Source organism: Vibrio sp. D401a, assembly GCF_030248515.1.
Lineage (GTDB): Bacteria > Pseudomonadota > Gammaproteobacteria > Enterobacterales > Vibrionaceae > Vibrio > Vibrio rotiferianus.
Map to the genome: position 1 here is coordinate 59989 of NZ_JAHGAI010000019.1, position 18794 is coordinate 78782.

An 18794-nucleotide genomic window follows, 5' to 3' on the forward strand; every position below is an offset into this window, starting at 1 on the left:
TCGAGAGCTCTCCAGCAGTGAATGACCCCACGGACCGGACCAGCTACGTTCAATTGCTTGTATAAGGTAAAAATAAGATGTCGAACTATCCGTTCTTCCTTCAATTTGGATCTACGAGTGCGTTGTCACTCGATGCGTTGTCCCTTTCTTCTGCCAATGCTTTTGGCATTCCTTTCTTTTTCAACGTTCAGTAGGTCCGATTCATGAGTGTTCTATTTAGTCTATTTGGTATTGTTGCACTATTAGGTTGTGCGTTCCTGCTGTCAGAGAGCCGTTCTTCAATCAATTGGAAAACCGTGTCTCGAGCATTGCTGCTTCAAATGGGTTTCGCAGCCTTGGTGCTCTACTTCCCTTGGGGACAAGCGGCGTTAGCCAGTTTGAGCAATGGTGTCGCTGGGTTATTGAGTTTTGCCGATGAAGGCATCAAGTTCCTCTTTGGTGACCTTGCTTCTACTGGTTTCATCTTCGCGGTTCGCGTTCTTCCTATCATCATCTTCTTCAGCGCTCTTATCTCTGCCCTTTACTACTTGGGTATCATGCAAAAAGTGATTCAATTTATCGGTGGTGCCATCCAAAAGTTCTTGGGGACCAGCAAAGCAGAATCTCTTGTTGCAACCGGTAACATCTTCCTCTCTCAAGGCGAATCGCCACTTCTTATCCGTCCTTTCTTGCAAAACATGACTCGTTCAGAACTGTTCGCGGTAATGGCTGGTGGTATGGCGTCAGTCGCAGGTAGTGTACTAGGTGGTTACGCAGGTCTTGGTGTAGAGCTGAAATACCTAATCGCAGCGAGCTTCATGGCTGCTCCAGGTAGCCTGTTGATGGCAAAAATCATTGTGCCAGAGCGTCAAACGCCAAGCGATTACAACAACATCGAATTGGATAAGTCTGAAGAGAGCAACGTGATCGACGCGCTAGCAAGCGGCGCGATGGGCGGTATGAAAGTCGCGGTTGCGGTAGGTACTATGCTGATCGCATTTGTGAGTGTGATTGCGATGGTGAACACTGGGTTAGAAAACTTAGGTGAGGTGTTCGGCTTTGCGGGTATTACGCTACAAGCCATTTTTGGTTACCTATTTGCGCCTCTAGCTTGGCTAATTGGTGTGCCTAGTCACGAAGTTCTAGCGGCTGGTTCCTACATTGGTCAGAAGGTTGTAATGAACGAATTCGTGGCATTCATCGACTTTGTACAGCACAAAGCAACGCTGAGTGAGCACACTCAAGTGATCATCACTTTTGCACTGTGTGGCTTTGCGAACATCGGCTCTATTGCGATCCAGCTTGGTTCTATCGGTGTGATGGCTCCAGAGCGTCGTAAAGACGTAGCGAACATGGGGCTGAAAGCGGTAGCAGCTGGTACGTTAGCGAACTTAATGAGTGCATGTTTGGCGGGTATCTTTATTTCGCTATAATTGATTGTCACTATGTAAAAGCCCGCTATGATGCGGGCTTTTTATTAGCTATTGTTTGTTTACGTATTCTTTAAAGCGAGCTTTAGTTTCTGCGTCCGCTTTTTGGTACCAGAAATGCAGCATTTCTTCAGCGGTTGAATCTGCTTTCATTGTCGCAGGCTTTGTTTGCTTCATGTCTGCTGGGATTTTTGCAGGAAGTGTTACAGGTTGAACTACCGCTGCGGTTGCAACGCCAATCGCAGCAACCCCGCCAGCTCGGTTGTAATCTTCAACTTCACGAACGTAATCGCGGCCGAGCTGCATACCTGGTTTGATAAGCTTGTCTTGCTCTACGGTAATTGCATTGCCAGAAGCATCAACCAGTTTCCAATCGAGGTCTTTGATGTTTGCTTCAGCTTGGCGAAGATCTCGGTATTCAGGAACCTGTAGGCTTAGCTCCGCATCGGCTGCGTCGAAACGAGTTACGATCACATCGCTATCAACGCTGACGCGATCATTGCCTTTACTAAAGAAAGGCGAGAATCGAAATACTACCTGATTTACACCATCAGGAAGCGTAAAGCTCTTCTCTGAAGCAAAGAAGCCACCAGAAAGCTTAACCTTTTCACCGTTAGCGGCCAAAACTGAAACGTCGTCAGGAACATGGATTGTCACATCAGCGAATGCCATTCCGCTCATTGCAAGAGCAAGCGCGCAAGTTAAAGGCTTGATCAATTTCATTGTTTTTATCCTAAGCTCTGTCATTTGTGGTCATCGAGAGTGCATCGTTAAATGCTTGATTGCAACCGTCGAATGTAAGAAGTATGAAAATTTAACAAGAACGTCATTTTAATCGGATATCAAACAATGAAACTGTGAGCTTAGTTGCGCAAACCGCTGCAAAGGCAGCGGTTTGTTTCAAGTGGTGAGGTGACTGATGAAGATTAGATACCAGCGCCGTGGCCTGATTCGGCTTGTGTCTCTTCCTTCTCTTCTAGTAAGTCTTCTTTTTGCTGCTGTGCCTTCTCGATGCTCAACCACCAAACGAATAGCTCGTACCAAATCGCTAAGATAACCGCACCCAAGAACAGGCCTACAATGCCATAGAACAACATACCACCGATTGCACCCAGCAGAATCACTGGCATTGGTACATCAACACCACGGCCCATCAGCATTGGTTTGAACAAGTTCTCAGACAGTGCTGCAACCACTACCCATACGGTAAACATCGTTGCTGTGCTTGTGTCGTTAGTCATGTACATGTAACCCACGATAGGTAGAACCGCGAGCAGAGCAGGAAGCTGAGCAATACAAAGAATCATCAGAATCAGAGTGAGTAGGCCTGCTGCCGGAACGCCAAAGATAAAGAAGCCCGCACCAATCAATAGAGCCTGAATCGCAGCAACACCAACCACGCCCAGTAGAACACTTTTAATGGTTGCGGCAATAAGCGTTGTCCAACTCTTCGCGTTATCACCTGCCGTACGTACAGCGACGGTTCGCAAGCCAGAGGCAATTGACTCTGAATAAGTCATAAAGCCGGCAGCAATCGCCAGTGAAATGATAGAAAGAAGCAGGCTACCTAGAGCTCCACCGACCATGCCAAGTAGAGACGTTAGACCCGACTTGATTTGCGGCATGAAGGTTTGAATCGCTTTTTCTAAGTTGGTCGCAAACAGCGTCCATACTTCGTAAAGCTTATCACCGATAAGTGGCCATTCGGCGACAGAAGGTTTTGGACCAGGGATTTTGATGTCGCCGTTTTGCAGAACTTCTAGCGCGTGGGTTGCACCATCAACAATTGAGCCCGAAACCATGACTAGAGGTGCCACCAGAAGTGCGATACCGAGCAATGCAATTGTCGTTGCGGCTAGACCACGTTTGCCACCGTATACCCTTTCCAGCTTCTTACAGATTGGCATCAATGCTACCGCGATGATGGCACCCCAAATCACAGGAAGAATGAAAGGTTTGATGATGTCGTACGTAAACATCAGCAAGATTAAAATCAAGCCGATTCGTATAGCAGATTCCACCATGTTACTGATGAAAATCTTACTCTCATTTTTTTCCGATTGTTTATCCATTTTTGTTTACCTGATGTTCAATGTTGGAACTGACGAGACTTGAAACAACAATCGCCATATAAAACACGCCTACAATAGCCTCTAAATACACAACGACTTGTGCCAATGGCGTTAGAGGGCTGATGTCGCCATAACCTAACGTGGTTAAGGTGACGAAACTGAAATACGCTGCATTTGAGAAGTTTTGACCCCAAGAGATGGCTTCCATCCCTGTGAATGAGTTTGGGGAGAACTCAAGAAGAATGAGGTAAGCAATTGCCCACATCAGACCCAGCAGCAAAAATAGAGCAACAGAGCCAATCACTTTGTTAGTGTTCACGTGCCCAGTGAACAGAATCTGTCTTGCGATGGATTTGAATGTCCCGAAGAAGAAGGCGAAGGTGAGGGCTAGCATCACGACATCCATCTCTTTAATACCTAGCGCGGTCTTGATGACGATCACCAAGACCCAGGTACCAAGCAAGGTGTAGAGAAAGCGCGACCAGTTTTTGTCAAAGCGCAAGCTCGCCATACAGACGATGAAGGTGATGATGGTGAAACCTTGCAACAGATGCTCCATTGCACCTTCTCCAACGACCTGCACAAACGCACCACCGATTAATAGTCCGATAAGCGCTAAGGTCAGATAGAAGAAGTTGTTTTCTTCATTGATGTTTTTGAGTTTTTTTCCAATAGCCATGGGTCAGTCTCTTTCACTCCTATTTTTGCTATTGTGATGAGTCTTTCATCACCATGATGGAAGCAGAAAGCCCAAATCGCAGGTCGACGCCTTCTGGTAATTCATGCAATGACACGCGAACGGGAATACGTTGCGCTAAGCGAACCCACTGGAATACAGGGTTTACATTAGGAAGAAGGTTGTAGCCCACTGTGCCATCTTTAGGGGCGATACCCCAACCGATGGAGTCCACCGTAGCGTCGATAGGCGCATCTGGGTGAGACATCAAAGTCACCCGAGCATCGTTACCAGGAGCAATTTGAGCTAATTGGTTTTCACGGAAGAAACCAAATACCCAGAAGCTGTTTTTATCGATAAGTGCTACTAATGGTTGGTTTGCTACCGCTTGAGTACCGTTGCGGATATCAAGGTTAGAAACAAACCCATCGACCGATGCGTAAACTTTTGTGTAACCGAGGTTCAGGCGTGCAGATTTAAGTTGCTCTTCTGCTGATTTGATTTGCAGTAGGGACTCTTCGTAGGTGATTTCACGACGAATGAGATCTTTGTGAGAAACGGCGCCGCGGTCTTTAGCTCGAATATCTTTTAAACGATCGTATTCGATCTTTTTACCGCGAGAGCTAACGATGGCTTTTTCTAACGCTACTTCCGCTTGTGATAGGGCAACTTCATAAGTGGTTGGGTCGATCTCAAACAACAGATCGCCTTGTTTTACTTCTTGGTTATCTATGACGGTGACATTAACGATTGGCCCTGATACACGAGGTGCGACCTTGATAACGTTCGCACGTACCTGACCATCGCGGGTCCATGGGTTATTAAAATACTCTTCGAATTTCTGATAGCCGAACCATGCCGCGCCACCAAGAATGACAAGATTGAGTGCAATAACGAGTAGTTTTTTCATCTTGTTGGGCACCTAAAACTGTATATAAAAACTGTCGATGGCCACCACGTAGAAAACCATGATGGCAATGAATGTCAGAGACGGAAACGCAATGAAACGAGACAAACGTGTCTTGTTCAAAATGATCACCGTTATCCATGTAGCGGTGACCGCTAGAATCAGCACCAAGAGCAGCGGTGAGAAGTAAACGTCACCCCAAGAGAGTTCGTGTGGCATTACTGCACCTCCTCATCTTGTTCGGTACTTATTTGCTCGGTACTATTTTTCTGGGTACTGTCCGTTTGCGCTTTGTCTGATGGTTGCTCAAGAAGCAGTGGCGGCAGAACGCGTTCTTCTTCGTCCAACAAACCATCCCAATCGCTTCGGTCTTGCATCTGCTTGGCAGTGGTTTCAGATAAGAATGGCTTGCCAGTTTGGGTTTCCCATCCACCGCCAAGTGCTTTGTAGAGCGCCACAACCTGGTTGGCGACGTTACCTTTGATGGTGGCGTAGCTGTCTTCTGCGCGGGTCATCTTTTCTACTGAGTTCAGCAGACGCTCAAAAGAAATCTGACCGTTTTCGTACTGCGTCATCGAGATATTAAATGCGCGAATCGATGAGTTGACTGATTGCAGACGCAGTGATTTTTGCTCCAAGTACAAGTCGTAGGCCTCCAGTGCGTTGGTCACTTCATTAACCGCTTGCAGCACCTTCTTGTTGTAGTTGGTGAGCGTTTCTTGGAAGCGTGCATCTTCAAAGCGGATGTTGTTCTTCACTCGTCCATATTGGAAGATGTTCCAACTGAATGTTGGGCCCACGACCATGGTCAGTGAGTCGCTGAAACTGAAGCTGCTACCATCTGGCACTGTGCTGTCGATACCGATTGAGCCGAACAGTGAAAAACTTGGATAAAGTGCGGTTTCTGCGACACCAACCTTGGCGCTTTGTGCACGAGCCTGCATCTCTGATACTTGAAGATCAGGTCGGCGCATGACTAAGTTTGCATCCACTTTGTTATCCAGTAGCGGTGGGCTAGGTACGATAGAACGCTCGTCACTGCCAGACAAAGCTGGCTTTCTACCGGATGACTTAAACTGGTTTTCATAATCCGCCATACGCTGGGCGAAACCATTAGATTGCAGCAGGCTCTCCACCTCTTCCGGTAGCACACCTAAAAGCAATGCCAATGCTGTACGCGACTGCTTCATTGCGATTTCAAGAGAAGGCTGTGCCGCTTTGGTGTTGAAGAGCTGGTTTTTTGCTTGCTGAACGTCGAGTTCGGTTACGTTGCCTGAATCGAACTGTACTTGGGTGATGTTCACAACGCGCTCTTGGATCTCGATGTTGCGGCGTGAGAGCAAAATACGCTCTTGGAACGTGCGGTAGTTGATGTAGTTGCGTGCCACCTCAGAGGTGATGGTCACCATGATGTCGTGGTATGACGCAATCGATGCGTAGAAACCAGCCTCAGCCGATTCAATGCCACGAGCGTATTTGCCCCAGATGTCCATTTCCCAACCAGCATCAAACGACAGCGCAGCGTTATTCAAGCCTTGGTCGTTCACATAAGCTCGGGCTAAGTTACCGGAGACGGTTTGCACTTGTGGGTATTGCAATCCAGTTGAGATGCCCAATAGCGAACGTGCTTGGACGATACGCAAACCCGCCGCCTCAAGGTCGAGGTTTTGTTGGCTCGCCATCTCAACCAGTTGGTTCAGTGTTGGATCGTTGAACTGCTGCCACCACTGCTGCAGTTTTTGCTCGGATTGTTGTGTGTCTTGCGCCGCTTTTTCTACCGACCAATCACTTGGCAAGGCGGTTTGCTCTGGATGGACGTAGTCCGGACCCAAAGTTGTACACGCACTCAATCCGAGTACAGAGAGTATGGCGAGGCTTGGTTTAGTTAGTTTTAGAAGCATCATATCCTCACCTTTAAAACCGCTTCTGACGTAAGTTCACCCAATCGATATCCTCGTAGGTTTGCTTGCATTGGTTGATCGCTTCGAACACGTTTCGTTTTAAATTCAGCAAGATATAAAAACCGGCAATCTCTGAATAAGCGTAGTCAGATAAATCCAACTCACTAAAGAAATCTTCCAGTTTATTTTCAAAGGATTGGTAATCCTGGCTGTATTTTTCGAACACAGAATCGAGTTCGTCGGTCGCCTGATGGCTTGCTAGTGCGCCAGCCATCAGAGGTAATATGGAATCGGTGTGCTTGCTGCGTAACTGTTTAATAAGTGGGTTACTTAATAGCTTTTGTTCAGCAGCAATCAAGATGTTGACGTGATTGCTCAAGGTGTCACAAGACTTGCTGAATGCACCAATCGCTTCTGGCGGTGTCTTGTCGAACAGCTTGTGGTTGATCTTCGCCCCCCACACTTTGAGCTTTTTAGAGGAAACGTTCAGCGTCACCAAGTGCAGTGAGCGTTTCATCTTATTAAATGTGGATTCAGACTGTTCATGATAGCGGGTAAATAGGCCGCCAACGTGCCTGAAATAGCGCTCTTTCAGTGTTAAAAACAAGTGTTCTGGACGAGAACTGAAAGGGAAGTAGTGCGCAAAAATAATCATGAACACCACCATGTAGAACAAGGTCATGATTGTCATCAGAATGCCAAAGTGATAGGTCATGTTGTTGTCGAGACCGAGGACAAATAAGCCAATCATATAGAAGATGGTCACCGGCCCTTTAAACAGGTAAAAGCCGATAAAGGTGTAGATGAAGATGAACAAGCCCAATTCGCCTCCGAGTTCCAAGCCCGGCAAGATGAAGACGTACGAAGGGACCGCAAACAAGAAGCCAAACGTAAACAAGATCAGCAACATAAATGGGTGAACCGGAACAAACGACAGCAGTGACATGAAAATGGTGGAGAAGGTAACAAACGAGTAGCCACCCGGTGGATTGAAGTAAATCCAAATCAACCCTGCCACCCAGTAGGTGGTGAAGGTTTTCACTGCGGTTTTGAAGTTTTCGGCATCCCACCAAAGGAACTTGCTCTTCTGCTTCGGCAGATCTTGTTTGAACGAGACATTATTGGTGACCGAATCAATACAGCTGATGCTCTCTGCAAGGCGAGATAAGCTCTGATGCATTAGCTTGAGTAAGTGGCCCAGTGTCAGGGCAGAGCCTTTGACTAAATGGGGAGCGTCTGACAAAGCTTGTTGGTTGTAATCAACCTTAAATTCCTGAGCGCGGTAAGCTGGCCCCTCGTTGTTCCACATTTCTTGGCAGGTTTTGAACAGCGTTTGAATTTCTTCGATGGCTTGATCGAAGTTGTTGATGCAGCTTCGGTCTTGCTGATGGCTAAAGTGGCTGTGTGCTGCCACGCTGAGTTCTTGGGTGATTTGTTTGTTGAAGTGAACGGCGAGTTGCCACTCTTTCATGTAGGCTGATACGTCACTGCATTCCACACTAATTGTTGCAAAGCGTTGCTCTAGCGCGTTTTGTGCGGCGAATACTTTGTCTAGCAGGTTTTCAATGGTGGGCTTAGGTTCTTCGTCTTCCTCACCTTCTTGCGTGCCTGAAGCAGGGACTAATCCTTGTTGGTGAGCTTGTTTTTCCTCGAAGTTTTGCAAAATAGCTTTAAATAGGGCTTGTTGAGCTTGGTTCAGTTGCTCAACGAGTTGACGCAGGTTTTGTTCTGTCTTCGTCGGCCATAAGAAAGTACCCACCAAGGTGTAAAGCACCACGCCAAAGATAGTCATGTAGGCGCGATCGACGCCATACATGAACGCGCCTTCTGCATCGCCACCATTAGACATCATCAAGACCATTACGCCAGTTAAGGCAAGTAAGGTAGGGTCTTTTTGGTACGCGTTGCGGAAATAGAAAATAAAGGAAACAATCACCGAAACGCTGAGCATGTATAGCAAGCGATCTTGGGCGAACATGCCGACAAGCAATAAGCCGATCACCGCGCCTACTAAAGTGCCGAGTACGCGCAGTGTGCCTTTGGCTAGAGATTCACGCCGACTGCCGGTAGAAGCGATCAACATGACCGTCGTAGCCGCTGTAGAAGCTTGTGGCCAACCCATCGAAAACGGGATCAGATAAGCCAGAGTCAGGCTAAGCGCTACTTTTGTGGCGAATTTGATTTTCTCGTTCATAGTGTCAACGTTAGCTCAGGCTTATGCTTGTAAGTGGATGAATTTATTCAATCAATAATCAGAATTTCATTCTGAAAAAGATTAGGAGGCGGAATATAGCGATTGAAACGAGATGGTTTGTAAATCCTTTGTCAAAATCAAACTGGGTCAAAATGCTCAAATCACCTTAGATCCCCCATTGCTTATGGTGTGAGGCAAAAATAAGCAAGAAAACGTTTAACTAGAAAGTCTCACTATTGAGACGGGCTTGTCGGAATTACTAAACCAAATCTTTAATCGATATTCACCGCCATTGCGTCAGGCGTTGCTCGTTTCCACAGTACGGTGAAAACAAATGCCTAACAAAAAGCATAGATGATGGTAGATAAGTTGAGAGGAAAGTTATTATTTTTTATTGGCTTGCGGGGTTGGTTTTGGATTTTTGAGAGCGAGATAAAAATACCAATGCAATGCCGCCAAGAATAACAGCGCTGGTAATCAACGAATGTAGGGTAAGGGTTTCACCCAATAACACATTGCCCAAAATCACAGCAATGGCTGGTACAGAAAGTTGGCTTATTGCTGCTTGCAGCAATGTGAGTTTTTGCATCACCTGATACCAAAGCACATAGCCACAACCTGAAGCGATGGCACCAGATGCGACGGCTAACAACACGCCTTGTTCAGTAAAGTGAACAGATTCCAGTAAGAAAGGCGAGAGTATAAGCCCAAGAATTGAAGCGGCAATAAACCCCGAAGTAATGCCACTGCTTGGTGTTGGTGCTTGCTTACCCAAAGCCGTAAAGCCTGCCCAACAAATACCAGAAAGCGCCATTAATATCGCTGACCAAACATCTGGACGCGTTGCTGATGGCAGCATTAACCAAGCAAATCCAACCAGAGAAACGATGATGCCGACCAGTTCGAGGGCTTTAAAGCGCTCCCCTTGCCACCAATAAAGTGCAAGTAGAGTCAGCTGTACAGCACCAAAAAGTAGCAGTGCTCCAGTTCCAGCTGCTAGTTTTACATAAGCAAAAGAGAATAGCGCTGCATAGCCAAATAAGGCTATGCCAGCGAGCAGGCTGAATCGAGTTGTTGGGATTTGGCCGCGCCAGTTTCCACGTAAAAGCATGATGGCGATGAGAGTAACTGCGCCAGAGAGTAAACGGATAAGAGTGAAGCTGCCCGCGTCAATTGAACCTGCTGCCAATGCCAAACGGCACAACAGCGAATTGGCGGCAAACGCCAACATGGCAATCGTGGTCAGTAAAAATGTTGGCATTCCTTATCCTCAAATCTCATTAAGAGTCGCAGTGTAGCGTTAAATCGAAAGGGCCAATTAGTTGATAAAGTGATTAGTTATAGCTGAAACCATAGCGCAACACAGAGCAGAAAGAACATCACTTTGCGAAATTGAGTGAGCGCGGTAAGTGTTATAACATAACATTTGATTTTAAGGCTCAACATAGAATGAGGAATTCAGATTGAATCTATTTGTTAACGATCTCACGGTTATTGATGCATCGTACCTGTGTGAAACACGAGGCATGGTCGGCGAGAGTTGGATTCTGGACGTAGTAATGCACGGTGATCTCAATGAGATGAGCATGGTGCTGGATTTCTCTAAAGTGAAAAAACAAATCAAACAACTGGTCGATCAATATGTTGATCACCGTTTGCTCATACCTGTGAAGAGCTCAGCGGTGGAAGTAGCGAGTATCAAAACAGGGTATTCCCAAGTCGATCTTATGCGTGGTGAAAAGAGCATCCACTTACATTGTCCTGATGAAGCGTTTTGTTTTGTTGATGCTGAAGATATTTCGATGGAGAGCGTGACTCAGCACATCCACAAAGTATTACAGGGCAATCTACCAAGTAACGTGGCATCGATTGATTTGACCTTGCGTCACGAAAAACTTGATGGCGCTTACTATCACTATACCCACGGTTTAAAAAAACACGACGGCAACTGTCAACGCATTGCGCATGGTCATCGCTCGCCGATTCAAATTCTGGTCGATGGTCAGCATGATACCGCTCGTGAACATGCTTTTGCACAGCGTTGGCAAGACATTTACCTTGCTTCAATCGAAGATCTTGTCGAGATTGGTCATCTGGAATTGAGCGAGCATGCCACACTCATCAACAGCGATACGCACTTTGGCTTCCGATACACTACTTCACAAGGTGACTTCCAACTCGCTATCGCGCACAGCGAAACCGAGGTATTGAACACCGATACAACGGTAGAACTGCTGGCTGTATTTATCGCTAACGAAATTGCCTCTTCATTGGATGAAGGACAGTCGTTACAAGTCATCGCTTATGAAGGGGTAGGGAAAGGAGCAATGGCGTTTCGTTAAGAGGGCGCAGCTCAATCTCAATCAAAACTCACTTTTACTCAATATTTGGAATATCACGTTTATGGACAAACTTAATCGTGTTCTGCTCGTAGCAGGTACGCATGGTAATGAGCTTTCTGGCATTTATCTTCAAAAGCTCATCAAAGATCGTCTTTATGTTGCTGATCGTTCGACGTTCAGTACTCAGTGTGTGCTTGGCAACCCTGAAGCGGTAAAGCAAAACGTTCGTTATGTTGAAACGGATCTCAACCGTGAATTTGCCTTGGCGAATCAATCATCGCCTGCGACTCAGCAAGAAACTGAAATCGCGCAGCAATTCACGCAACTACATGCTCGCCAAGAGAATCAATTGATTATCGATCTGCACAACACCACTAGTAACATGGGCGCTACCTTGATTTTGGTTTCTAACGACGTGTTCTATCGCAAGATGGGGGCTTATGTGAAGCAACGTATGCCAGAAGCTAATATTCTGTTTGAAGACAGAAAAGCGTGGGATGATCAACCTTATTTGTGCACCACAGGGCAGCATGGTGTGATGATCGAAGTTGGAGCTCAAGCGCATGGCTCACTGAAGTACGACACTCTAGAGTTAATGAAAAAGATGCTGACTATGGTATTAGATTACCTTGAGCAGCATAATCTTGGTCAAGTTGGTGAGTTGAATGACTACGACGCGTATTTTTACACCGAAGAAGTCATGATCCCTGTCGACCACGATGGTATGCGTGTTGCGACAGTACATCCTATGATCTGTGGACGAGATTTCGAGGTAGTCAAACCGGGCGAACCAATACTCGCGACCTTCTTTGGTTACGATATTTTCTGGGAAGGCAAACAGGATATCTATCCGCATTTCATCAACGAGAGTGCGTACAGCAAAGCCAATATCGCTATGGCACTTGCTGAGAAAAAGGTTGTGAGCGCGGAATAAGTATCAAAGAGAAAGCGAATAGTGAGACACGAAAAAAGGGGCGAGAATATCGCCCCTTTTACTATTGGTAGCAGTGTCGCTCTAGCTTGGATTGGTCATTATTTATGACGAATCACCACCGCCATTTCGTCACCATCTGCGAACGGCTTTCCGCGCAAGTCGCTGTAGGTTGCTTGAACTTCTAAACCATGCGGCGCAAGCTCTGCTGTAAGCATGTCTAAAGTGAAATGTTGCAGCCAGTTATAGACTGTCCATTCTCGTTGCGCTTCAGTTATCACGTACTTGTCTAGCGTGACAAGGTCAGTTTCGTATTTGAATGAAGACTGAATACACCAGTAATCTTCTGCACTCCAAAAACCGTTCATGGCATTTTGATTGAGTGTCAGCGCTTCAGCTTGCTTGCTAAAACGTGTTTGCGTGTACACGTCTAATGCAATCGCACCATTCTCAGCCAACAGTGTTTTGAACTTAGCAAACAACGTCGCACGTTGAGTTGGATTGAGCGCGCAAAGGTCACACATAACAAGCGTGATCAAATCAAACTGTCGTGTGTCACTGAACTCTAGGTAATTGTCTAAGTGATACTCAATAGCGAGGTTAGAAGACGCTGCTTGTTGAGTCGCATATTCCAGTGAGTTTTGCGAGAAATCCAATCCGAGCACTGTGCCTACACCACGCGTTTTTAAACGTTGGGTGTAAAGGCCAGGGCCGCAACCAAAATCGATGGTTTTTGAATCTTGGTTGAGACCAAATTCAGTCACCAGCCAGTCAACAGATTCATCAATGAAGTTGAATGAGCGCGACGCGGCTTCGATTTCTTGGTTTAGATGGAAGCTGAGCATCTGTTTCGCAATGTGGTTATCTGTCCACAGTACGTCTGCGGTGTATGCTGACCAAACGACTGGTTTAGCGGTTGCTTCATTCAGTTTTTTAAACATAGTTGTAATTCCGACAATAAGTTAGCTTGTCGTCCTTACTTGAATTTAGGGGTTTTAGTTATCCTAAAACAACGTAAGGACGTTGATTAAAATGAGTGTGTTGAAAACGAATCATTGGAAATACCTCCTTGAAAATAGGGTTAAAAACGCGCGAAATTTATCAGTAATGTGTGGAAGAAGCAATCACGTATTGCTGCCACTCTTCTCCCCATAAAGCGACTTGATGGTGTTTCTCAACCATACAAGTTTGGGGTTGTACGCATTACGTTTGTGCCAAATCATGGTGAACGGGATTAGCAGCTTCTCTTGCTGTGGCTGTTCTAAAGGAATGGGTAAGCACACCAAATCTGGATGCAGCTTCTTGGTGTAACTTTCACAGTATTGCGGCGCTGTGGTCAGCATATTGTGGTGTGGTTGCGCGGCTATAAACAGAGACTGTTCGAAGCTCGACATGGTTAAACCAATGGAGCGCTGTAAGCCAAGTTCACTCAACACTTCGTCCAGTGCCCACGTCTCACTCTTTTCCCAAACAATGTTGATGTGTTGGTAACTCAAAAAGGTCTCAAGGTTCCATTCCTGCTCCAAAGCGGGGTGATCTTTGTGTAGGTACACCATAGGTAAATCTGAGAACAGCACTTCGAAATCAAGAAAGTAAGGAAGCAGGTTGAGTGACTCTTTTGAGCGGGGATGACTCTCTCTGCCGGTGAAGCCGATGTCTGCCTCACCACGCACAATCGCATCGAGTGAATCGTAATCCCAGTTACTGGTTTTGACTTTCGCATCTGGGTAGCGCTGGTGGATTGCAACAAGAAGATCATCAAGAATCGTCAGCACTAACGGGGATTCAATGGTCAGATCAAAGCGCACGCCTTTGGGGGCTATATCGCTGCGCTTCTCGGCAATTTGGCTGCCAATTTGTAGCCATTCTGCCAGATCTTGCTCCATGCTTTGCGCTAAAGGAGTCGGTGCTAATCCTTTCGGTGTTTTCACAAACAGAGGATCATCAAACCAGTCACGAAGCTTATTAAGCGATTTACTTACCGTTGACGGCGTGACGTTTAACTTCTTCGACGCTTTGGAAACACTCTGCTCTTGCAGCAGCAATTGCAGAGTGAACAGCAGGTTGAGATCAAGACGGGCTAGTGATTTCTTCATAGTGGCTTTCATGAGCAGGCTTAGGAATAAATAGTATTAGAGCCAAGCTGATTGCGCCACCTATAGCTAACACAAACACCAACATATTCAGCGCATTAACGCCGATGAACCCCATAAACCAGATGTAGAGGGCAGAGCAACACACTTGAGCGATGCCCAGTAGGGAGCTTGCTACACCAGCACGCAGAGAGAAAGGGCTGAGCGCTTGACTCATAGCCACGCCAAAGCCAATCGAGAAGCCAGCGCAAATCAGCCCAAATCCGAATAAGTAAAATGGGATTCCCCATTGGTTTAGATGAGCAAAACCAATCACCATCGCGGCACTGACAAACAAGGTTTGCGAAGTCAGCATCAGAGTGCGTTGCTTAAAGTAGGACAAAGCCAATGGCGCAGAGAATGAAGTGATCATGCTGACGAGTGCCGTGCCTGCCATGACAGAAGAATAGTCACCACGATCAAAACCTAGTTCGCCCATCACTAGCATTGGTGAGACGTTCACGTAGGTAAGAATGGTGGTCACGCCGATGGCCGTATTGATGAGTCGGCTGATGAAAAAGCGCTCCGCGAACGTTTCTTGGTTAGAAGCTGAAGCGGTGCTTTGTTGTGGTATGACGCTAGGTTTTGACTCTTTGAGTACCAAAATAGAAAGCAAACAAACCATCATCCCCATTCCTGCCATTGTGGTGAACAGACTTTGCCAAGGGAATTTAAGCATAATGAGATGGCCGACAACGGGGGCTATCACTGGAATGATGCAAGTAATGCCGTTAAGCATGGAGAGAACTTTGGCGCGGCGTTTATCGTCCAATGTGTCTCGTAGAATAGCAAACGCAACTACATAGCAAGAGCCAGCCCCAATGCCTTGCGCAAAGCGTGCGATTAAAAATGTAGTGGATTGCTCAGCCGTACCGCCTAGCAATGATGCAGTAATAAAGATGGCTGCGCCCACTACAGCAACGGGTTTGCGACCAATGGAATCGGCGATCTTTCCTGCAAACAGCATGGTGGTTGCCATACCTGCAAGATAGATAGAGAAGGCAATGTGTAACTGTGATTCACTGGCGTTTAGATCGGCTGCAATTTGTGGCAAACCTACAAGGTAAAGATCAATCGCAGTAGGATAGAGTAAAACAAGAGAGAAACTACAAAGCAGAAAACGAAACATGACAACCTCACTAACAATTAGTAAGGATAATAGTGTGCTAAACGTTTGCCTGCGAGTGGGAATTACGACCGCAGGTATTTCCATTTACGACATACCCTGTATAAATCGAACGGAAGTTCAACAAGGATGACCATGATTACCATTGAAAAGTACACGCCATGCCGTCATGAGCAAACCATTGAGCTACAAGTCTTGGAAGAGCAAGCTCAGTTTACGATTGAGGATATTGGTAAGAAATTGGAAAGTCTTAAACCGACAGAGCTGCCCCATTTGATCCTAGAAAATGATCGTGTGGTCGGGTTCTTTTTGTTCGATGCTGCGTACAGTGAAGATTATGACTTTTGCCCTCAAGGAAGTATAGGTGTTCGCTCACTGCTGGTGGATCATCGCCATCAAGGTAAAGGCATCGCCAAGCAAGCAATTCGCTTGTTTGGGGACTTTGTTAAATTGCACTATCCAACGTTTGAGTTTCTCTACCTAACGGTTAACTGCCGAAATGTGCCAGCTTATCAGTGTTACCTCAAAGCTGGTTTTGAAGATACTCATGAGCTCTATCATGGTGGTCCAGTTGGACCCCAACACATCATGCGTCAGGCGCTGTAAAAAGGGCTTAGTAAAGATTGTATCCACTCAGCTTTTGCAATAAATTCAATGCAATTAAATGAATAAATCAAGGAAGATATGTGAAGATTGAAGTCGATAATTTAGAAAGACCAGAAGTCATCGCGCTGTTAGAAGAACACTTACAAGATATGTATGCCACGTCACCGCCAGAGAGCGTACATGCGTTAGACCTGGATAAACTAAAACTACCAGCCGTAACGTTCTGGACTGGATGGAAAGATGAGCAGCTGTTGGGGTGTGCTGCAATTAAAGAGTTGGATAACCAACACGCGGAGCTTAAATCCATGCGCACCACACCAGCAGCAAGAAACCAAGGTGTGGCGTCTCAATTATTGATTCATGTGATTGAGCAAGCGAAGCAAAAAGGTTTGCAGCGCTTAAGTTTAGAAACTGGCTCGATGGAATTTTTTAAACCTGCGCGCCTGTTGTATGAAAAGCATGGCTTTGTGTATTGCGATCCGTTTGGTGACTACGAACTCGATCCGAACAGCCAATTTATGACCCTAGAACTGAGCTAGGGTCACGTATTTCTAGCGAGTTAAGGTTAAGTTCCTTAGAAGTTCAAATTGAAATTGATGGTTGGCATTAGCAACTGTGAACGTTCATCTGCCAGCCTTTTTCTCTTCTCTTTTAGGCGCTTGGCATTATCTTTATCTGGATTATTATCCAGTTGGTTGTCGATCACCGAAATTTGAGTATCGAGCTCTTGGATACGTTGCTGGCGCTGATATTCCTGATGACCTAACTGGTAGTTTTCAATGAATTGTTTATTACTGCACACGCCATAATATGTTTTACCTTCTACTCCTACCGTATAACCATTATCCGGAGAGCAGTAGAGAATCGTGCCTTTATCGAAGCCTTCTTGCCATTCCTTTCTGTCCGGCGTAACGCCAGCTTCACTGCAGTCTTCTGTATAGCTGTTGATGATGCTTGGGTTGTCACCCTCTCGACCGTCTTGGTAGCCTACCTTGTACCAATTAGCCGTCTTACACTCATCGGGAGACATACTGGTACAACCGGAGAGCAAAGTGAGTAAAGCAAGCGGAATAAGTGCTCTTTTCATCAGTAAATGTCCTTAAAAGAAATCAAATTGACCATTAGAATATAAATTGAACGGTGTTCATTTTTATGGGTGGAATCATAGTGCTCATAAATACATGTAATTGCAAATTGAAAACAATTAAGGCCATAGCCCCCCAGTTCAGGAGGCTATGGGGGGCTAACTAGTAGTTGTCAAAGGGAGAGGGGCAGGTTTCCATGTGCTCGCTTAAGTCACCAAATACGTTTGCGCCAACATATTCCGTATTAGTGGATTGAGCGTTGATGACTAAAGTTCTTTGCGGCTCGCGCAAGTCGCGCTTTAATTCTACCCAGTTATGGGCCATGGTTGATGAATTAACGGTATGGTAGCAAAGGTTGTTGTGATCGATGATGCTACACCAAAGCGTAGTCGCAGAGGGTGGTGACTTAGGCTTTTGCTCAAAGTGACAACCAAGTGGTGTTGCGCACGTTGCCATCAATGCTCTTGTTTGGCTAAGCACCTCGGTTTGCTCTGCTGCTGGTTGGGAAAACTTATAGTAATAACTTGCTCGAGCGAACCTTTGATGAGTTGCTGTGCCACCTGGAACGTCGAAGAGAGTGAGTCCAACGAAGTTCTTAGGATGGTTCCATTTTTCTAACCATGGTTTTAATAACAGCTGCTGAATCTCAAAACGCGGTGTAACGGTCGCGACATTATAGCTTTCACTTTCGTTTACACTGAAACGTCCACCTCTCAGTTCAATAATTGCAGAATTACCACTTGTATCAGAGAGTGTTAAATGCAATTTAGTCGGTGTTTCGTTCTTTCCATCTGGAACATATTCACTGACGATGTATAGATTGTCAGGGTTATTTCTGAAATAGTCCGCCGCTTCGCGAACACTTTCAAAATTGTCTAATGTGAATTGTACCCAGCGAAGTGAGCTGATGATGGCGACGCCATCTGGAATGATTTGTGTTGGTGTATGTTCTTTCTCGTCTTGCTCTAGCATCTCGAGTATTAGTTTCGAGACTGAATCTTTACTCTTTATGATCTCTGTCGCATTTTCAAAGTACGCTAGCAAGTCTTCCAACCCATTCACGGCGAGACCTTTTTCATTTACCCCATCAATAGACGCCAGGCCAATATTATCGCTGCCTAGATAGGTACAAACACTCGAGTACTGGGCTGTCCAATGGTGTGCCTTTTGTGCTTCTGGGTGACGATCATTGATTCCAAGCCGGATTGAATCTCCGGCAGGTAGTCGGTATAAATAAGTTGTTAATGGATTGTGCCAATCAAAGTTTCGACCAGTCATAGGAAGCGATGGGTTTAAACTATTGAAAATACGTGTACACATGAAATTTGAGTTCCCTCTCTATCTATATTGATGAGTTACTTTATATGTTAATAGTTTGATATCATTATGTACGTTATCAATAAAAGTATCTGA

General features: G+C 45.8%; 18 protein-coding genes. 5 read left to right on the forward strand and 13 right to left on the reverse strand.

Features of this window, described 5'->3' with window-relative positions; all coding sequences use genetic code 11:
- The first annotated feature begins 203 nt into the window (after nucleotides 1-203).
- Nucleotides 204-1412, forward strand: a complete 1209-nt coding sequence (locus tag KIV41_RS09140) for a NupC/NupG family nucleoside CNT transporter (protein WP_252042282.1) — start codon at nucleotides 204-206, stop codon at nucleotides 1410-1412.
- 48 nt (nucleotides 1413-1460) lie between these two features.
- On the opposite strand, the gene KIV41_RS09145 is transcribed toward KIV41_RS09140, so the two are convergent.
- The 8 genes from KIV41_RS09145 to KIV41_RS09180 all read right to left on the reverse strand — a co-directional run bounded on the left by KIV41_RS09145 (nucleotide 1461) and on the right by KIV41_RS09180 (nucleotide 10420).
- The gene (locus KIV41_RS09145; protein ID WP_285336129.1) at nucleotides 1461-2132 is read right to left on the reverse strand and encodes a DUF2057 domain-containing protein; all 672 of its coding nucleotides are present in this window, start codon (nucleotides 2130-2132) and stop codon (nucleotides 1461-1463) included.
- A gap of 203 nt (nucleotides 2133-2335) precedes the next feature.
- The gene (locus KIV41_RS09150; protein ID WP_010453223.1) at nucleotides 2336-3481 is read right to left on the reverse strand and encodes an AI-2E family transporter; all 1146 of its coding nucleotides are present in this window, start codon (nucleotides 3479-3481) and stop codon (nucleotides 2336-2338) included.
- On the reverse strand, nucleotides 3474-4160 hold the full coding sequence (locus KIV41_RS09155; protein ID WP_010453220.1) for a potassium channel family protein: 687 nt from the start codon (nucleotides 4158-4160) through the stop codon (nucleotides 3474-3476). The genes KIV41_RS09150 and KIV41_RS09155 overlap by 8 nt, the downstream gene beginning before the upstream one ends.
- A gap of 28 nt (nucleotides 4161-4188) precedes the next feature.
- Nucleotides 4189-5067 carry an HlyD family secretion protein gene (locus tag KIV41_RS09160; protein WP_285336130.1) on the reverse strand — a complete coding sequence of 293 codons (879 nt, stop codon included), beginning with the start codon at nucleotides 5065-5067 and terminating at the stop codon, nucleotides 4189-4191.
- 12 nt (nucleotides 5068-5079) lie between these two features.
- Nucleotides 5080-5283 (reverse strand): DUF1656 domain-containing protein, encoded by a 204-nt coding sequence (locus KIV41_RS09165; protein WP_005453214.1) that lies wholly within the window; start codon nucleotides 5281-5283, stop codon nucleotides 5080-5082.
- Entirely contained in the window at nucleotides 5283-6968 is a 1686-nt protein-coding gene (locus KIV41_RS09170) for a TolC family protein (protein ID WP_285336131.1), read from the reverse strand. The genes KIV41_RS09165 and KIV41_RS09170 overlap by 1 nt, the downstream gene beginning before the upstream one ends.
- Before the next feature lie 10 nt (nucleotides 6969-6978).
- Nucleotides 6979-9159: an FUSC family protein gene (locus KIV41_RS09175; RefSeq protein ID WP_285336132.1), complete on the reverse strand. Its 2181-nt coding sequence runs from the start codon at nucleotides 9157-9159 to the stop codon at nucleotides 6979-6981.
- 391 nt (nucleotides 9160-9550) lie between these two features.
- Nucleotides 9551-10420, reverse strand: a complete 870-nt coding sequence (locus KIV41_RS09180) for a DMT family transporter (RefSeq protein ID WP_010453210.1) — start codon at nucleotides 10418-10420, stop codon at nucleotides 9551-9553.
- A 202-nt stretch (nucleotides 10421-10622) separates the two neighbouring features.
- On the opposite strand from KIV41_RS09180, the gene KIV41_RS09185 reads away from it, so the two are divergent.
- Nucleotides 10623-11501 carry a 6-carboxytetrahydropterin synthase gene (locus KIV41_RS09185; RefSeq protein WP_252042288.1) on the forward strand — a complete coding sequence of 293 codons (879 nt, stop codon included), beginning with the start codon at nucleotides 10623-10625 and terminating at the stop codon, nucleotides 11499-11501.
- 61 nt (nucleotides 11502-11562) lie between these two features.
- Nucleotides 11563-12435 (forward strand): aspartoacylase, encoded by an 873-nt coding sequence (locus KIV41_RS09190; RefSeq protein WP_285336133.1) that lies wholly within the window; start codon nucleotides 11563-11565, stop codon nucleotides 12433-12435.
- Nucleotides 12436-12533: 98 nt separating this feature from the next.
- Here KIV41_RS09190 and KIV41_RS09195 read toward each other — a convergent pair whose 3' ends face one another.
- From KIV41_RS09195 to KIV41_RS09205, 3 genes are all read right to left on the reverse strand, one after another.
- The gene (locus tag KIV41_RS09195) at nucleotides 12534-13373 is read right to left on the reverse strand and encodes a class I SAM-dependent methyltransferase (protein ID WP_252042291.1); all 840 of its coding nucleotides are present in this window, start codon (nucleotides 13371-13373) and stop codon (nucleotides 12534-12536) included.
- 183 nt (nucleotides 13374-13556) lie between these two features.
- Entirely contained in the window at nucleotides 13557-14528 is a 972-nt protein-coding gene (gene yidZ, locus KIV41_RS09200) for an HTH-type transcriptional regulator YidZ (RefSeq protein WP_252042292.1), read from the reverse strand.
- Nucleotides 14503-15693, reverse strand: a complete 1191-nt coding sequence (locus KIV41_RS09205; protein WP_285336134.1) for an MFS transporter — start codon at nucleotides 15691-15693, stop codon at nucleotides 14503-14505. Before KIV41_RS09205 ends, yidZ begins: the two co-directional genes overlap by 26 nt.
- Nucleotides 15694-15825: 132 nt before the next feature.
- On the opposite strand from KIV41_RS09205, the gene KIV41_RS09210 reads away from it, so the two are divergent.
- Together KIV41_RS09210 and KIV41_RS09215 are read left to right on the forward strand one after the other, a co-directional pair.
- Nucleotides 15826-16296, forward strand: a complete 471-nt coding sequence (locus tag KIV41_RS09210; RefSeq protein WP_029561157.1) for a GNAT family N-acetyltransferase — start codon at nucleotides 15826-15828, stop codon at nucleotides 16294-16296.
- Between the two features lie 80 nt (nucleotides 16297-16376).
- Nucleotides 16377-16835, forward strand: a complete 459-nt coding sequence (locus KIV41_RS09215) for a GNAT family N-acetyltransferase (RefSeq protein ID WP_045387095.1) — start codon at nucleotides 16377-16379, stop codon at nucleotides 16833-16835.
- A 35-nt stretch (nucleotides 16836-16870) separates the two neighbouring features.
- On the opposite strand, the gene KIV41_RS09220 is transcribed toward KIV41_RS09215, so the two are convergent.
- On the reverse strand, nucleotides 16871-17383 hold the full coding sequence (locus KIV41_RS09220; protein ID WP_038885515.1) for a DUF2799 domain-containing protein: 513 nt from the start codon (nucleotides 17381-17383) through the stop codon (nucleotides 16871-16873).
- Nucleotides 17384-17543: 160 nt separating this feature from the next.
- A complete protein-coding gene (locus KIV41_RS09225; RefSeq protein WP_045387091.1) occupies nucleotides 17544-18701 on the reverse strand; it encodes a linear amide C-N hydrolase in 1158 nt (385 codons plus the stop codon).
- Nucleotides 18702-18794 lie beyond the last annotated feature (93 nt).

What these genes read in the sequence shown, in the direction of transcription:
- KIV41_RS09140 (WP_252042282.1), top strand. Translation starts at nt 204, where the DNA reads ATGAGTGTTCTATTTAGTCTATTTGGTATTGTTGCACTATTAGGTTGT.
- KIV41_RS09145 (WP_285336129.1), bottom strand. Translation starts at nt 2,132, where the DNA reads ATGAAATTGATCAAGCCTTTAACTTGCGCGCTTGCTCTTGCAATGAGC.
- KIV41_RS09150 (WP_010453223.1), bottom strand. Translation starts at nt 3,481, where the DNA reads ATGGATAAACAATCGGAAAAAAATGAGAGTAAGATTTTCATCAGTAAC.
- KIV41_RS09155 (WP_010453220.1), bottom strand. Translation starts at nt 4,160, where the DNA reads ATGGCTATTGGAAAAAAACTCAAAAACATCAATGAAGAAAACAACTTC.
- KIV41_RS09160 (WP_285336130.1), bottom strand. Translation starts at nt 5,067, where the DNA reads ATGAAAAAACTACTCGTTATTGCACTCAATCTTGTCATTCTTGGTGGC.
- KIV41_RS09165 (WP_005453214.1), bottom strand. Translation starts at nt 5,283, where the DNA reads ATGCCACACGAACTCTCTTGGGGTGACGTTTACTTCTCACCGCTGCTC.
- KIV41_RS09170 (WP_285336131.1), bottom strand. Translation starts at nt 6,968, where the DNA reads ATGATGCTTCTAAAACTAACTAAACCAAGCCTCGCCATACTCTCTGTA.
- KIV41_RS09175 (WP_285336132.1), bottom strand. Translation starts at nt 9,159, where the DNA reads ATGAACGAGAAAATCAAATTCGCCACAAAAGTAGCGCTTAGCCTGACT.
- KIV41_RS09180 (WP_010453210.1), bottom strand. Translation starts at nt 10,420, where the DNA reads ATGCCAACATTTTTACTGACCACGATTGCCATGTTGGCGTTTGCCGCC.
- KIV41_RS09190 (WP_285336133.1), top strand. Translation starts at nt 11,563, where the DNA reads ATGGACAAACTTAATCGTGTTCTGCTCGTAGCAGGTACGCATGGTAAT.
- KIV41_RS09195 (WP_252042291.1), bottom strand. Translation starts at nt 13,373, where the DNA reads ATGTTTAAAAAACTGAATGAAGCAACCGCTAAACCAGTCGTTTGGTCA.
- yidZ (WP_252042292.1), bottom strand. Translation starts at nt 14,528, where the DNA reads ATGAAGAAATCACTAGCCCGTCTTGATCTCAACCTGCTGTTCACTCTG.
- KIV41_RS09205 (WP_285336134.1), bottom strand. Translation starts at nt 15,693, where the DNA reads ATGTTTCGTTTTCTGCTTTGTAGTTTCTCTCTTGTTTTACTCTATCCT.
- KIV41_RS09210 (WP_029561157.1), top strand. Translation starts at nt 15,826, where the DNA reads ATGATTACCATTGAAAAGTACACGCCATGCCGTCATGAGCAAACCATT.
- KIV41_RS09220 (WP_038885515.1), bottom strand. Translation starts at nt 17,383, where the DNA reads ATGAAAAGAGCACTTATTCCGCTTGCTTTACTCACTTTGCTCTCCGGT.
- KIV41_RS09225 (WP_045387091.1), bottom strand. Translation starts at nt 18,701, where the DNA reads ATGTGTACACGTATTTTCAATAGTTTAAACCCATCGCTTCCTATGACT.